General features: G+C 65.8%; 13 protein-coding genes. All 13 read right to left on the bottom strand.

Features of this window, described 5'->3' with window-relative positions:
- The 13 genes from O3656_RS02465 to rbfA all read right to left on the bottom strand — a co-directional run bounded on the left by O3656_RS02465 (nt 1) and on the right by rbfA (nt 13,243).
- Nucleotides 1-1,209 (bottom strand): ABC transporter permease, encoded by a 1,209-nt coding sequence (locus O3656_RS02465; protein WP_500062468.1) that lies wholly within the window; start codon nt 1,207-1,209, stop codon nt 1-3.
- 27 nt (nt 1,210-1,236) lie between these two features.
- Entirely contained in the window at nt 1,237-2,427 is a 1,191-nt protein-coding gene (locus tag O3656_RS02470; protein ID WP_500062469.1) for an ABC transporter permease family protein, read from the bottom strand.
- Entirely contained in the window at nt 2,424-3,305 is an 882-nt protein-coding gene (locus tag O3656_RS02475) for a DUF6273 domain-containing protein (protein ID WP_500062470.1), read from the bottom strand. The genes O3656_RS02470 and O3656_RS02475 overlap by 4 nt, the downstream gene beginning before the upstream one ends.
- Before the next feature lie 13 nt (nt 3,306-3,318).
- On the bottom strand, nt 3,319-3,744 hold the full coding sequence (locus O3656_RS02480; protein ID WP_500062471.1) for a DUF4418 family protein: 426 nt from the start codon (nt 3,742-3,744) through the stop codon (nt 3,319-3,321).
- 146 nt (nt 3,745-3,890) lie between these two features.
- On the bottom strand, nt 3,891-4,787 hold the full coding sequence (gene dapA / locus O3656_RS02485; protein WP_500062472.1) for a 4-hydroxy-tetrahydrodipicolinate synthase: 897 nt from the start codon (nt 4,785-4,787) through the stop codon (nt 3,891-3,893).
- Between the two features lie 105 nt (nt 4,788-4,892).
- On the bottom strand, nt 4,893-5,435 hold the full coding sequence (locus O3656_RS02490; protein ID WP_500062473.1) for a GNAT family N-acetyltransferase: 543 nt from the start codon (nt 5,433-5,435) through the stop codon (nt 4,893-4,895).
- Complete coding sequence (gene dapB / locus O3656_RS02495) at nt 5,432-6,172, bottom strand: 4-hydroxy-tetrahydrodipicolinate reductase (RefSeq protein WP_500062474.1); 741 nt, start codon at nt 6,170-6,172, stop codon at nt 5,432-5,434. The genes O3656_RS02490 and dapB overlap by 4 nt, the downstream gene beginning before the upstream one ends.
- Before the next feature lie 97 nt (nt 6,173-6,269).
- Nucleotides 6,270-7,574, bottom strand: a complete 1,305-nt coding sequence (locus O3656_RS02500; protein ID WP_500062475.1) for a M16 family metallopeptidase — start codon at nt 7,572-7,574, stop codon at nt 6,270-6,272.
- Nucleotides 7,575-7,705: 131 nt separating this feature from the next.
- The gene (locus O3656_RS02505; protein ID WP_500062476.1) at nt 7,706-10,051 is read right to left on the bottom strand and encodes a polyribonucleotide nucleotidyltransferase; all 2,346 of its coding nucleotides are present in this window, start codon (nt 10,049-10,051) and stop codon (nt 7,706-7,708) included.
- 185 nt (nt 10,052-10,236) lie between these two features.
- Nucleotides 10,237-10,539, bottom strand: a complete 303-nt coding sequence (gene rpsO / locus O3656_RS02510; RefSeq protein ID WP_003792740.1) for a 30S ribosomal protein S15 — start codon at nt 10,537-10,539, stop codon at nt 10,237-10,239.
- Nucleotides 10,540-10,735: 196 nt separating this feature from the next.
- Nucleotides 10,736-11,725 carry a bifunctional riboflavin kinase/FAD synthetase gene (locus O3656_RS02515; protein WP_500062477.1) on the bottom strand — a complete coding sequence of 330 codons (990 nt, stop codon included), beginning with the start codon at nt 11,723-11,725 and terminating at the stop codon, nt 10,736-10,738.
- A gap of 10 nt (nt 11,726-11,735) precedes the next feature.
- Entirely contained in the window at nt 11,736-12,788 is a 1,053-nt protein-coding gene (gene truB / locus O3656_RS02520) for a tRNA pseudouridine(55) synthase TruB (protein WP_500062478.1), read from the bottom strand.
- Between the two features lie 5 nt (nt 12,789-12,793).
- A complete protein-coding gene (gene rbfA, locus O3656_RS02525; protein ID WP_500062479.1) occupies nt 12,794-13,243 on the bottom strand; it encodes a 30S ribosome-binding factor RbfA in 450 nt (149 codons plus the stop codon).
- Nucleotides 13,244-13,278: the final 35 nt, after the last annotated feature.

Genomic DNA, 13,278 nt, shown 5'->3' on the forward strand with positions numbered 1-13,278 from the left:
TCACTCCCCTTCCTTCAGGGCCACACTGGCATCCATTGTTGTCACGTACCGCAGCGCTATCCACGAGGAGACGAGGGCGACGATGCCCACCGACGCGAGCGCCCCCAGCGCCAACGCCGCCAGCACCTGCACGGATGGGACGAGGAATCCGCCTCCCAGGCTCTGATCGACGAGGCCGGAGAAAGACACGAGGAGGACACCCGAGATGATGATGCCACCGATGCCTCCGAGGATGTTGACGCCGAGCGCCTCGCGGATGATGATGCCGGAGATCATGCGCCGGTGTGCTCCGGCGGCGATGAGGGTGGCAAATTCCCGCCTGCGTTCGGCGATCATCAGGACGAACAACAGGGTGATCATGAGCAGGCCGACACCCCACGCGACGCCAATGAGGACGGTGACCGTGCGCGACGTCGAGTCCAGCGATTGCGCGATACCGCTGACCATCCTCGTCGAGGTGGCAACCGCCACCCCTGGCACCTGCTGCTGGATCTGCGCCGCCACGGCCTCGGCGTCATACCCGGGCTTTACCTTGACCATGACCGAGGAGATAATGCGGTCCGTCTCAAGCGTCGAGTACTTGTTGAGGCCCTTGCGCAGCGAGGAATCGATGACCTTCTTCGCGGTCTCAAAGTTCATATAGACGGCATTATCGAGGGTCGATCCGGTCGCATCAAACTGGCCGACGACCCGCAGCGTGTTGTCGAAAAGCTGGAAGTTGTTCGGGTCGTTGGCAAGCACGTTGGCTCCGACGATCACCTCGTCGTCTCCCAGTTGCGTGCGCCCCACCGCATCCCTCATCCACGGCTGGATCGTGAAGTCGGTGGCCGGATCGTAGGCGATCACCTGGTAGCGGCCCGAGCAGCAGCTCGCCCTCGCCGAGGCCAGGAAGAGCTGGGAGGATGCGGCCTCTACCCCGTCGACGGCGGCGACCTCATCACGAGTCGCCGCATCCATGTAGAAGTATGAGGGCTCGGCGCTCACAAGGAACGTCTGTGCGTCAAAATCGGTATCGGCCTCGGCGGGGGTGACCATGATGTCGGCTCCCAGGCGCGACTGGACCGTGCGCAGGCCGTGTTCGATCCCCTGGACGATAAGGGTCCCTCCGAAAATCGTCATCGTCATGAGCATGGAAAAGAGGACGAGGGTCCCCGTCCGGACGGGGTACCCGCGCAGGTTCATCCACGGAAGTCGTGAGCGCGACAGCATGACGTCATTCCTCCTTGATCGTTGTCCTTAGAGCAGGACCGTTTTCTGTCCGCTGACCACGCGGCTGACCCGAGCGAGGGCGAGGCGCGTTCCCACGATCCCCACACAGGTGACTGCGGCTATCGATACACCAGCGAGGGGCAGTGACCTCCCGGGGGCGGTGAGGACCTCGAGGAGGCTTCCATCACCCACAACAGGTAGGGCAAGGGCTATCAGCGCCACGCCCGCGAGTGCACCCACCGCGTGGAGTAACGCGGATTCACCCAGCATGACGCGGTTGATGATGCCATGCGATGCCCCGATCGAACGCCAGACGGTGAGTTCGGCGCGTCGTTCGTTCATGAGACTCACCTGTACGACGACGAGAGCGCCCAGCAGCACCAGCCAGATGGCGCTGAGTACACCGATCGCGAGCCCACGGTGCGATCGAATGCCCGAGGCAGTATCGACGAGGGCCTCGTTGCTGCGCACCGCGGTCACCTTGCGCACGTACAGGTTGATCCAGTTCGTCACGCTCTCAATAGTGTCACTGTCAGACGTACGTACGAGCGCTGCCGAGTAGTCGGCGTGCGGGTCAACGGTGGCATCAATGTCCTTCCCCGCCGCACGGGCATCGGCGACGATGTCGGAGAGCGTGTCCATGCTGACGAAGACGGCGTTATCCAGCTCCGAGCCAGTGGCGAGCAGATGCGCGTTAATCGGGTGCTCCTCGCCAAAGACTGACAGGGTCTGCCCGTCCGCCCCGGGGACAGCACTACCGACCGCGACGCTCCCGCGGGGCAGGGACGCCCGCTCCCCCTCGCGCATCCAGGGACCCAGCACGAAGTCCGTCTCCGGCTCGAAGCCGACGATCCACCGCGTGGATCCGTCCTCCAGCGTCTCTGAGACGTACAGCTGGTGAGATACCGAAGCGATGTCCTCGTTCGAGGACATGCGTGCCAGAGCGGAGCGCGGCTGGTGGCAGCCCACCGGGGTTCCGAGCATGAGCAGTCGCTTCTTGTCCACCTGATTCAGGCAGCTCGTCGGGTAGACGACGAGGTCAGCGCCGAGGCGTCGCTCGGCCAGGGATAATTCATTCCTCGCGGCAGTGACAAGAATGGACCCTCCAAAGACGCACGCCGCCTGCGCGAGCGCGAGAAAGAGGATGACGACGGACCGGAGCGGATGCGCCCGAACGTTCGCAAGGGGAACGCGGCGCAGGGACAGGGCACCCTTCATCGGGTCTCCTCGCCGGTCCCCGCAACATCGATCCAGAGGGCGGGGCGAACCCCGTACTGCAGATCGACGTTTGCCCCGCTGAGCGACGGCGTGCCCGAGGCATCGACGAATTGCGTGGCGAACCCGTAGGTTCCGGGAGAGCGCAGCCACCAGTCGGTGGTCCCGTCCTCGGACACGCTCAAGGGGCTTTCGGCAGCGTGCTCGGTGGCGAGAGCGGCGCCGATGTCGCTACGCGCGGCCGCGGTATTCAGGTAGATAACGCTCTCGGTCTCGCTCAGCGCAAAGACGCGGTCATCGGTAGCGGCACCACCACTCGCACCGGTGATGGACTGATCCGCGTTCTCGTTATGCACCGTCTCGATGAGGCCACGCTGAACGGGGGTAAACGCTGCCTCGTAGAACTCGCCGTTCATCCAGGCGCGCAGGTCGGACTTTTCCCACGTGATTTCCTCGAACGGCACGTGGTGATACTGGCGGGCCTCGAGGACATCCGCGCTTAGCAGCAGGAGCTGGCCATCGATCTCATCGAGAACGATCCACCGAATCGGCTCGGCCCCATTGGACGTGTCGCCATCCTGCTCGTAGGAGCCAAACTCGATCGTGTCGCCCTTGGACACGCGGCGGTACGGCAGCGCCGGATCGGCCTCGACGAGGGACTGCGCGCGCTGCGCGGCGTCACTGTAGCGTCCCAATGAGTGAAAGATCTCGTACGCGCCCTGGGCATCCCCGGCCTCGTCCAGGGCGACAGCCTCGCGATAGCGCATCGCGTTGCGCACGACCACCGTCAGCGCGAGAGCAAGAGAGAGCACGAGGAGAACCGCGCCGACACGCACGGTTTTCGAACGAAAGAGGGCCCTCACGCCGCCATTGTCTCCCATCTGGGCGCATCCGTCAGGCGGAGATCTTCTTGTCCTTCTTGAAGGAAGCGACCAGCGCCCCGATGCCACTGCCGGCGACGAGGACGCTCATGATGCGCACAAAAGGCTGGAAAACCGTGTGGCAGCGCATCGTCTTCATCATGCACAGCGGGCAGATGCCGCCGGGAATAAAGAAAACGACGACGCTGGCAATCACCGCCAGCGCGAGCAGGGCCAGGCGTACGGGCTTGTTCTTGACGAGGGCTGAGGTGCCGTAGAGCGCGATGAGTCCAACGGCGCTGCCGGCCACCATGTTCTGGCACTGATGGCAGTGCATCCACGTGCCGTCGGGCTTTGGCTCACAGGCAGAAAAGACGGTCACCCCTCCGGCGAGCAGCAGCGCACTGAGGGCGGCAGGAACCAGGGGGATGATAACGTCCTTCTTTGCCACGGCATCCATTCCTTACAGACATACTCAGTGTTGGCGAACTTTACTAAGGTATATTAAACCTTCATTTCAGGCATCGTCAACGATCGTTATCCCGTCCTTGATATACCAAGAAGAGACACGTCACCCCCGCCGAATAGTCGACGGGGGCGCACGGTTCAGAGCAGGCCAGCGGCGCACAGGGCGCGGCGCAGCCCCGACACCTCGTCATCGCTGATTCCGACCATCGGCAGGCGCACAGCCGGGCTATCGATGACACCCTGAAGCCACAGCGCATACTTCGCCATGACCGCTCCCTGCCCACCGCCCATGATGGCGTGCACGAGGGGCCGCAGCGAGTACGACAGCTCGCGGGCCTCCCACACCTGGTCGGAGTCAAGCAGCTCGATCATACGGCGGTAATGGGCAGAGGCCACGTGCGTCACCACCGAGATGAAGCCCGAGGCCCCACCCGTCATCCACGCGAAGTTCAGGCCGTCGTCGCCCGAGTAGTACTCCAAGCCCGTACGGTGCATGCGCTCCACACCGGTCTCCACGTCGCCCGTCGCATCCTTCACGCCCAGGATCCGGGGGTGTTGAGCGAGGATGTCAAGGGTCGCGTCAGAGAACGCGATGCCCGTACGACCCGGAATGTCGTAGAGCATGACGGGCAGGTCGGTCGCATCCGTCACGGCACGCACGTGCGCACGCAGCCCCTCCTGGGAGGGACGGTTGTAGTACGGGGACACAATCAGCAGACCGTCCGCCCCATGCTCCTGAGCGCCCTCGCCGATACGCACCGCGTGTGCCGTATCATTCGAGCACGCGCCGCACAGGATGAACGCCCGATCACCCACGGCCTCACGCACAGCGTCCGTCAGGTCATTCTTCTCCGGCTGGTGCGTCGTCGGCGACTCGCCCGTCGTACCCGACAGCAGGATCGTGTCACATCCCTCGTCCACCAGCTTGATCGCCAAGCGCTGCGCGGACGGCAGATCGATGTCTCCAGCGGGGGTCATCGGGGTGATCATGGCGGCCGCGAGGGAACCGAAGCGGCGAGGAGGAATGTTACTCATGCTCTCCATGATACGCAGGCCTGCCCACCGATGGACACAACCGACTCCGACATGGACAGACAGCACAGCAGCTCGCCCGCGCGGAATCGATCGCGCCGTAGGCCCTTAGTCGCGATCCGCCCACCACATGTGTTGCGTCAGCCCATCACCCAGCACGCGCACCGCACCGGAGGGCGCAAAACCCGCCGACGTGTAAAAACGCTGACGCTCCTCATCGTCAACGCCCACCCAGGCGCGCAGCTGGCCACTCGTCAAGTCAGCAACAGCCGCCAGCAGGCGCGACGCATGACCCGAGCGCCGGAAGTTCTTCTCCACCGTCAGCTCGTACACCTGCGTCGCGGCCACCGCGCCGTCGCCCGGCTCAGCGCAGTCAACCGAGGTGGCCCCGGCCTCGTCGGGGCCCGCGAGTACGAAACCGACAACGGTATTGCCGTGGAGGGCGACGAGGAGGGCAGTACCCGCGGGCCGCGGCGCACCCAGCGTCGCCTCCCATTGGGCGGCGAGCGTCTCAACCGTGATGTCCTGTGCGCCCAACGCGCTCTCCCCCATGAGGGAGCGCCAGGCCTCGACCTGCAGGCGAGCAATCGCGCGCGCGTCGCCGCCCTGAGCGGGGCGCACGGAGCGGTCGGGACCGACGGTCGAACTCACAGGCCCATCACCTGATCGAGCCCGATCGTCAGGCCTGTGCGACCGATGACGCGGCGCACGCCCAGGAGGACGCCGGGCATGAAGGACACGCGGTCGAAGGAGTCCGTACGAATCACCAGCTGTTCGCCCGCATTACCCAGCAGGATCTCCTCCGAGGCGGTCAGGCCGCGCAGGCGCACAGCATGGACAGGAACGCCGTCAACGCGGCCGCCACGACTGCCGAGCTCGTCGGTCTGCGTCGCGTCGGGCATCTCGCCCAGGCCAGCCTCGGCGCGGGCCTTCGCGATGCCGCGCGCGGTCGCCACCGCGGTGCCTGAGGGGGCGTCCACCTTGGCCGGGTGATGCATCTCGATAACCTCGGCGGACTCGAAGTAGGGAGCGGCCATCGCCGCGAATTTCATGGCCAGGACCGCACCCATCGCGAAGTTCGGGGCGATCAACACGGCGCGCCCGGCCGCCTCGGCATGTTCGCGCACACGCGCGTAGGACTCGTCCGTCCAGCCGGTCGTACCCACGACGACGTCCACGCCCGCGTCGAGGAGGGCGTGCACGTTGGACTCGGTGACGCTCGGGATCGAGAAGTCAACGGCCACCTGCGCGCCGTTCACGCTCTCGGTCGTGATCTCATCTCCCGCGTCGAAGAGTGCAACAACCTCCATATCCGGGGCGCCCGTCACCGCCTGGACAACAGTCGAGCCCATTCGGCCCTTGGCTCCGGTCACTGCCACGCGAATCATTGCGCTCTCCTTTTGATGGTGATGTGTGTTTTCAGGGTATGCCCGCGGCGGCGAGGCCTCACGCGGATGGACAGGGGGTTTCTCACTCCCCCGTTTCTTACTTGGCAGGTAGGACGAGAGCCCGGCAATCCAGCTTGGTGACGAGGGACGCAGCCAACGCGCGCACGTCGCGGGCTTCGACCGCGTCGAACTCCGCGAGGGACTCATCGATAGGACGGTAGCGTCCGATGATCTCCGAGCGGCCCAGGCGCATCATGCGCGACCAGTTGTCTTCCAACCCCAGGACAACGCCACCGCGCACCTGTCCGCGCACGCGTGTCATCTCCTCCTCGGTCGGGCCCTCTGCTGCCAGCTCCTCCAGCTGTGCGCGCATGATGGCCTCGACCTCGTCGACCTTATCGGGGCTGCAGCCCGCGTACATGCCGAAGGTTCCCGTGTCCGAGTAGGCGACGTCGAAGGCGTAGGTCGTGTAGGCCAGGCCGCGCTTTTCACGCACCTCCTGGAAGAGGCGCGACGACATGGATCCACCCAGGACCGACAGCAGGACGCTCATGGTCGGGCCCGCCGGGTCCGTCGCCGACAGGCCCTCGCACCCGATGATGACGTGCGCCTGGGTGACGTCACGTCGGCGGGTAATGTCCTTGTCGTGGTCCGCAATCGGGCTCGGGGCCGTCGATCGACGAGGCCGGGACGAGGCCGCGCTGCGCCCATCCCAGGGCGATCCGTCGAGCGCAGCCTGGACGCGCTCGCACACCGATTCATGGTCGACGTTACCGGCGGCGGCCACAATGAGGGACGAGGGGCCGTAGTGAGCCTGGTAGTGCTCCCACACATCGGCACGCTCAACCTCGCGGATCGCCTGGGCCGTACCACCCACAGGGCGCCCGATCGGACGGTCACCATGGACAGCCAGCTGGAAGGCATCGTGAACCGTATCGGTCGGCGAATCCTCCCCCATCGCCAGTTCGTCCAGGATGACGCCGCGTTCCATCGAAAAGTCATCCTCATCCAGGCGGGAGTCAGTGACCATGTCGGCCAGCGTCTCGATCGCCATGTCGAGGTCCGCGTCACGCACACGTGCCCAATACGCGGTGTGCTCACGGGCGGTCTCGGCGTTCGACTCGCCGCCAACGCTATCGAAAGCGACAGCGATATCGAGGGCGGAACGCTTGTTCGTCCCCTTGAACAACAGGTGCTCAAGGAAGTGCGTCGATCCCGCCGTGCGCGGTCCCTCGTCGCGAGAGCCCACGGGCACCCACAGAGAGACTCCCGCGCTCTTCGTCGCCGGGATCATCTGGGTGAGAACGCGCGTTCCCGCTCCCAGGATCGTGCGATCAATGCGGGTATCGCCGTCCTCGATGGACAGACGCGCCTCGTTGAGCGGCAGCGGCTTGGGGGTCATTTTTCTCCTCTTGCATCCCCTGATCGGGGCTTGGCACGAAACGTACACAGTCTAGCCGCAAAAAGGCCGGTGGCCGGGCGGAGTACACACTCCGTCCCGGCCACCGGTCCGATTCAGCTAGCGGGAGCTACTCACTCCTCGGAAGCGCCCTCTTCACGCTCGTCGTCACGGCGACGACGGGTGCGGGTGCGGGGGCGACGCTCGCGACGCTCGGAGCGATCACGACGCTCACGACGCTGCTCGGCCTGCTCTCCCTCGGGGGCCTCGAGCTCGCCGGCCTCGCCGTCGATGACGGCGTGCAGGCTCAGCTTGCCGCGGTCGCCGATCTCAGCGATCTCGACCTCGACCTGCTGGCCGACCTGCAGGACGTCGTCCACCGAGTCGATGCGCTTGCCGCCCACGAGGCGACGCACCTGCGAGATGTGCAGGAGACCGTCCTTGCCGGGGGTCAGCGACACGAAGGCGCCGAACGACGTGGTCTTGACGACCGTGCCGACGAAGCGCTCGCCAACCTCAGGCATCTGCGGGTTCGCGATCTGGTTGACCATCGTGCGGGCAGCCTCGGCCGAGGCGCCGTCGGAGGAGGCGATGTAGACGGTGCCGTCGTCCTCGATGGTGACATCGGCGCCGGTCTCGTCCTGGATCTGGTTGATCATCTTGCCCTTGGGGCCAATGACCTCGCCGATCTTATCGACGGGGACCTTGACGGTGATGATACGAGGGGCGTTGGGGCTCATCTCGTCGGGGCCGTCAATCGCCTGGTTGATGAGGTCGAGGATCGCCAGGCGGGCATCGCGAGCCTGGGCCAGCGCGCCGCGCAGCACCTGGGAGTCGATACCGTCGAGCTTGGTGTCCAGCTGCAGGGCCGTGATGAAGTCGCGGGTACCGGCAACCTTGAAGTCCATGTCGCCGAAGCCGTCCTCGGCACCCAGGATGTCGGTCAGGGTGACGGCCTTGAACTGGCCGTCGACCTCGCCCGTCATGAGGCCCATCGCGATGCCCGCGACGGGGGCGCGCAGCGGCACGCCGGCCTGGAGGAGAGACAGGGTCGAGGCGCAGACGGAGCCCATCGAGGAGGAGCCGTTGGAGCCCATGGTCTCGGAGACCTGACGGATCGCGTAGGGGAAGTCCTCACGCGACGGCAGGACGGGAACCAGAGCGCGCTCGGCCAGGTCGCCGTGGCCGATCTCGCGGCGCTTCGGCGAGCCGACGCGGCCGACCTCACCCGTGGAGAACGGGGGGAAGTTGTACTGGTGCATGTAGCGCTTGGAGTTAATGGGCGACAGGTTGTCGATCTGCTGCTCCATGCGCAGCATCGCCAGGGTGGTGATGCCCAGGATCTGGGTCTCACCGCGCTGGAAGAGGGCGGAGCCGTGCACGCGGGGCAGAACCTCAACCTCTGCGGACAGCGAACGGATCTGGCGCGGCGTACGGCCGTCCATGCGGATCTCTTCGCGCAGGGTGCGGTTACGGATCGTGGCCTTCTCGAGCGAACGGAACGCGGCCTTGAGGGCCTTCTCCGACTCGGGGAAGCGCTCGGCCAGGGCGCCAAGCATCTCTTCCTTGACGGCGTCAACGGCCTCATCGCGGGCGAGCTTGCCCTCGGTCAGCAGGGCCTGAGCGATCTTCTCGGCCGCGTACTCCTCGACCGCCGCGTACTCTTCGTCGGTGTAGTCCAGGAACAGCGGGAAGTCGGCGGTCTCCTTGGAAGCCTTTTCTGCGACCTTGATCTGAGCCTCGCACAGCGCCTTGATGAAGGGCTTGGCGGCCTCAAGGCCGTCGGCCACGACATCTTCGGTGGGCGCGGTGGCACCGGCCTGAATGAGCTCCCACTCATTCTTGCCGCCGCCGGCCTCGACCATCATGATCGCGACGTCTTCGGAGCCGTCTTCCTTGGTGACGATACGGCCCGCGACAACGATGTTGAACACGGAACGCTCGAGCTCGCTCCAACGCGGGAACGCGACCCACTGGTCGTCGATGAGCGCCAGGCGGGTGCCGCCGATCGGGCCCGTGAAGGGCAGACCGGCGATCTGGGTGGACATGGACGCGGCGTTGATCGCCAGAACGTCGTAGGCGTCGTCCGGATCGATCGTCAGGACGGTTTCGACGACCTGAACCTCGTTGCGCAGGCCCTTGACGAAGCCGGGGCGCAGCGGGCGGTCGATGAGGCGGGCGGCCAGGATGGCCTCGGTGCCCGCGCGGCCTTCGCGGCGGAAGAAGGAACCGGGGATGCGACCCGCGGCGTACTGACGCTCTTCAACGTCGACGGTCAGCGGGAAGAAGTCGAACTGGTCCTTCGGGTTCTTGCCCACCGTGGTGGCGGACAGAACGGTGGTGGAATCGTCCAGGTAGGCCAGGGCGGAACCTGCGGCCTGCTTGGCGAGACGGCCGGTTTCGAAGCGCACGACGCGCTTGCCGAAACGGCCGTTATCGATAATCGCCTCTGCGGCGATGATGTCGGAGCCTTCCATCATGGGGCGTTTCTCCTTGGGTTTGTTGGTGTCGCGCTCCACTTCGGCCTTCGATCGAAGCCCACGGATAGGCGCTCCGTAGGCCACTGTCGAAAACCGGCGGCTTGTGCGCGAAAAATAACGGTTTGCCCGAGGCGGGCGTGTGAAAACCGGCCCGTCTCCGCTACGGGAGGCGGGCCGGCCCAAAATCAGCGGCGCAGGCCGAGACGCTCGATGAGCGAGCGGTAACGCTCGATGTCGATGTCAGCCAGGTAACCCAGCAGGCGGCGACGACGGCCGACCAGCAGCAGCAGGCCACGACGGGAGTGGTGGTCGTGCGTGTGGGTCTTGAAGTGCTCGGTCAGATCCTTGATGCGACGGGTCAGCAGCGCGATCTGCACCTCGGGGGAACCGGTGTCGCCCTCGTGGGTAGCGTACTCGGCGATGATCTGGTCCTTGACGTCCTTGCTCAGCGGCACAGGCTTCTCCTTTGTATTCGTTGCGCGGGGCATCCGGGCTTTTCCCGGGTGCTGACAGTCCGCGGCCGGTGTACGGCCTTTCTACAGTAGCACGCCACTCGCTTTAACCCCACAATGAGCGACCAAGCTAACGATTCCGCTCCTCAACGAGGAGGCTTCCCTCCCCCATCCACCGCTCCGGGGCCTCGCGCCGGGTGGATATTCACCCAGCTCGTCTGCCGCGCGGGGCCTATCGTGCGGTCACGGAGTCCGGGTCGACGCGCCCAGCGACACCGATGCCGAGGATGGATGCGGTCTGACGCAGGTCATCGTCCATCTGGGTCAGCAGCCCGTCGAGGGAGTCGAAGGACATCATCGGGCGGATGCGCGACACAAACGTGACGGCGATGCGTTCACCGTAGAGGTTCAGGTCCGAGCGTCCCAGGACGTGGGCTTCAACGGTGCGTTCCTCACCGTTGAACTGGGGATTGGTGCCCACAGAGATGGCGGCAGGCAAGAACTCAGCGGACTGTGTGCCCGGCACGGCGCGAACAACCCAACCGGCGTAGACGCCGTCGGCTGGAATGACGCCTTCGACGTCTTCGGAGAGGTTCGCAGTCGGGAAGCCGAGGGTGCGGCCACGCTTGAAACCGTGGCAGACGGTCCCACGGATGCGGTGCAGGTGCCCGAGGACGCGAGCAGCACCGGACACGTCCCCGGCCGCCAGGAGCTCACGCACCCAGGAGGAGGACCAGCGCCGACCTTCGGGGGCCTCGATGTCGGTGACGGTGATGACGCCAAATCCGTAGCGGCTTCCCAGCTCGCGCAGCGTGTCGATCGTCCCCGCGTTGCCGCGTCCGAAGCGGAAGTCTTCGCCGACGACGACCTCGCGGGCACCGCAGCGCTCCACCAGGTACTCGTAGACGAATTCCTCGGGTTCGAGGCTGTAGACACTCGCGTCATAGCGCGCGACGAGCGTCGCGTCCAGGCCGGCCGCGGCCATCGCGTCGAGGCGGTCACGCAGTGGGGAAATGAGCTGGAGGCCCACTTCGGGCTTGTGCACCTGAATGGGATGCGGGTCGAAGGTGATGGCCACCGCGTCGACTCCGAGCTTGTGGGCGCGCTCGATGCACGTGGAGACGACCTTCTTGTGTCCGTTGTGCATACCGTCGAAGTTACCGATGGTCACGACACTGGCCTCGTTGCCGGGGATGTCAGAGAGGGAATACCAGACGTTCATGAGTCTCTTTCTAGAAAACCAGGACGGTACGCAGGCGCGCCTCGTCAATGCGAAGCAGACCCAGGACGGTGCCGTCCGGCGCGAGCGCGGCAATCGGCGAGGCTTCCTCCTCGGACGAGCCGTCCGGGCGATAGCCAACCTCGGTCGCCCACTGCGCCAGTTCACCGCGCGAACGCCGAGGGGCCTGACCATGAGCGAACGCTCCGGCCTCGGCCTCGGTCAGGAGAAGAGTGGGGAACATGGTGCGCGCCGCCTCCCCCAGGGGGATCAGGGGCAGAATCGGCTCCGCCTCCGGCTCTCCTTCCGGGGTGGCTGCCTCGACGGCGGCGCTCAGCTCATCGAGCGTCATTGCCGACTCCGCCGTCACGTCTCCCACTCGTGTGCGGCGCAGCGCGGTCAGGTGGGCGCCCACGCCGAGCTCCTCACCCGCGTCACGCGCAAGGGCGCGCACATATGTGCCCGAGGAGCACTCGACGACGACGTCGACATCGACCACGCGAACGGGACCGGAGAGAACCTGTCCGTCGGGTGCATTGTCAGCGTCAGCCTCCTCCAGCACGCACTCGACGGTGCGAGGCGGCGCGAGGACCTCCAGGCGCGAAATGCGCACCGGGCGAGCCGCCAGCTCGACGTCCTCGCCCGCGCGAGCGAGTGCGTAGGCACGCTTTCCATTCACCTTGATCGCCGAGACGGTGGACGGGACCTGCATGATGTCGCCGCGCAACGGCGCGAGAGCAGCCTCGAGCTGCTCCTCACTCAGCGATGCACAGCCCACCGCAGCGGTAGCAAATCCTTCGGCATCATCCGTGTTGGTGGCGACGCCGAAGCGGATCGTCGCCCGATATTCCTTCGAATGACCGCTCACCCAGGTGAGCAGCTTCGTCGCCTTGCCGATGCCGATCACGAGGACTCCCGTCGCCATCGGGTCCAGCGTGCCGCCGTGCCCCACCTTGCGGGTGTGGGCCAGTCGTCGCACGCGTGAGACCACGTCGTGGCTGGTGAGCCCCTGCGGCTTGTCGATAACGACGAGGCCGGGGCGCGGATTATCGGGGCGACGAGCCATGGGGGTCAGGCCCAATCCTTCTCGGCGTCGTCCTCTTCGTCATCGTGACGGTAGGGGTCGGCGTCGCCGGCGTAGGTTGCGCCAGCAGATGCGGCCGCGATGGCCTCGTCCTTCTCCTTGGCCTTGGCCAGGGCATCTTCGAGCGCAGCAGCGCTCTCGGGCAGCGCATCGGGGATGAACTCCAGGGTCGGGGTCAGACGAAGCCCCAGGACCTTGCCCACTCGCGAGCGGAACAGTCCCTGTGCGGAAGCGAAAGCGCGCGCAACCTTCTCACGCTGCTCGCCATCGCCAAGCACCGTGTAGAAGACGGACGCATGCTGCAGGTCGCCCGTCACGCGCACGTCCGTGATTGTCACAAGCTCCAGGCGGGGATCCTTCACGTCGCGTCCGATCATCGACGCGACAGTCTGCAGGATTCGTTCCTGCACCTTACGAACGCGAGCCTCGTCAGCCATCGCGCCCTCCTTTCGGGCACTGACGCCCTTATCGA

It is taken from the genome of Pauljensenia sp. 27098_8_83, assembly GCF_041432695.1.
Taxonomy (GTDB): domain Bacteria; phylum Actinomycetota; class Actinomycetes; order Actinomycetales; family Actinomycetaceae; genus Pauljensenia.

Bases quoted from the DNA above. Each gene is read 5' to 3' on its own strand.
- O3656_RS02465 (WP_500062468.1), bottom strand. From the start codon at position 1,209: ATGCTGTCGCGCTCACGACTTCCGTGGATGAACCTGCGCGGGTACCCC.
- O3656_RS02470 (WP_500062469.1), bottom strand. From the start codon at position 2,427: ATGAAGGGTGCCCTGTCCCTGCGCCGCGTTCCCCTTGCGAACGTTCGG.
- O3656_RS02475 (WP_500062470.1), bottom strand. From the start codon at position 3,305: ATGGGAGACAATGGCGGCGTGAGGGCCCTCTTTCGTTCGAAAACCGTG.
- O3656_RS02480 (WP_500062471.1), bottom strand. From the start codon at position 3,744: ATGGATGCCGTGGCAAAGAAGGACGTTATCATCCCCCTGGTTCCTGCC.
- dapA (WP_500062472.1), bottom strand. From the start codon at position 4,787: ATGAGTAACATTCCTCCTCGCCGCTTCGGTTCCCTCGCGGCCGCCATG.
- dapB (WP_500062474.1), bottom strand. From the start codon at position 6,172: ATGATTCGCGTGGCAGTGACCGGAGCCAAGGGCCGAATGGGCTCGACT.
- O3656_RS02500 (WP_500062475.1), bottom strand. From the start codon at position 7,574: ATGACCCCCAAGCCGCTGCCGCTCAACGAGGCGCGTCTGTCCATCGAG.
- O3656_RS02505 (WP_500062476.1), bottom strand. From the start codon at position 10,051: ATGATGGAAGGCTCCGACATCATCGCCGCAGAGGCGATTATCGATAAC.
- rpsO (WP_003792740.1), bottom strand. From the start codon at position 10,539: ATGCCCCGCGCAACGAATACAAAGGAGAAGCCTGTGCCGCTGAGCAAG.
- O3656_RS02515 (WP_500062477.1), bottom strand. From the start codon at position 11,725: ATGAACGTCTGGTATTCCCTCTCTGACATCCCCGGCAACGAGGCCAGT.
- truB (WP_500062478.1), bottom strand. From the start codon at position 12,788: ATGGCTCGTCGCCCCGATAATCCGCGCCCCGGCCTCGTCGTTATCGAC.
- rbfA (WP_500062479.1), bottom strand. From the start codon at position 13,243: ATGGCTGACGAGGCTCGCGTTCGTAAGGTGCAGGAACGAATCCTGCAG.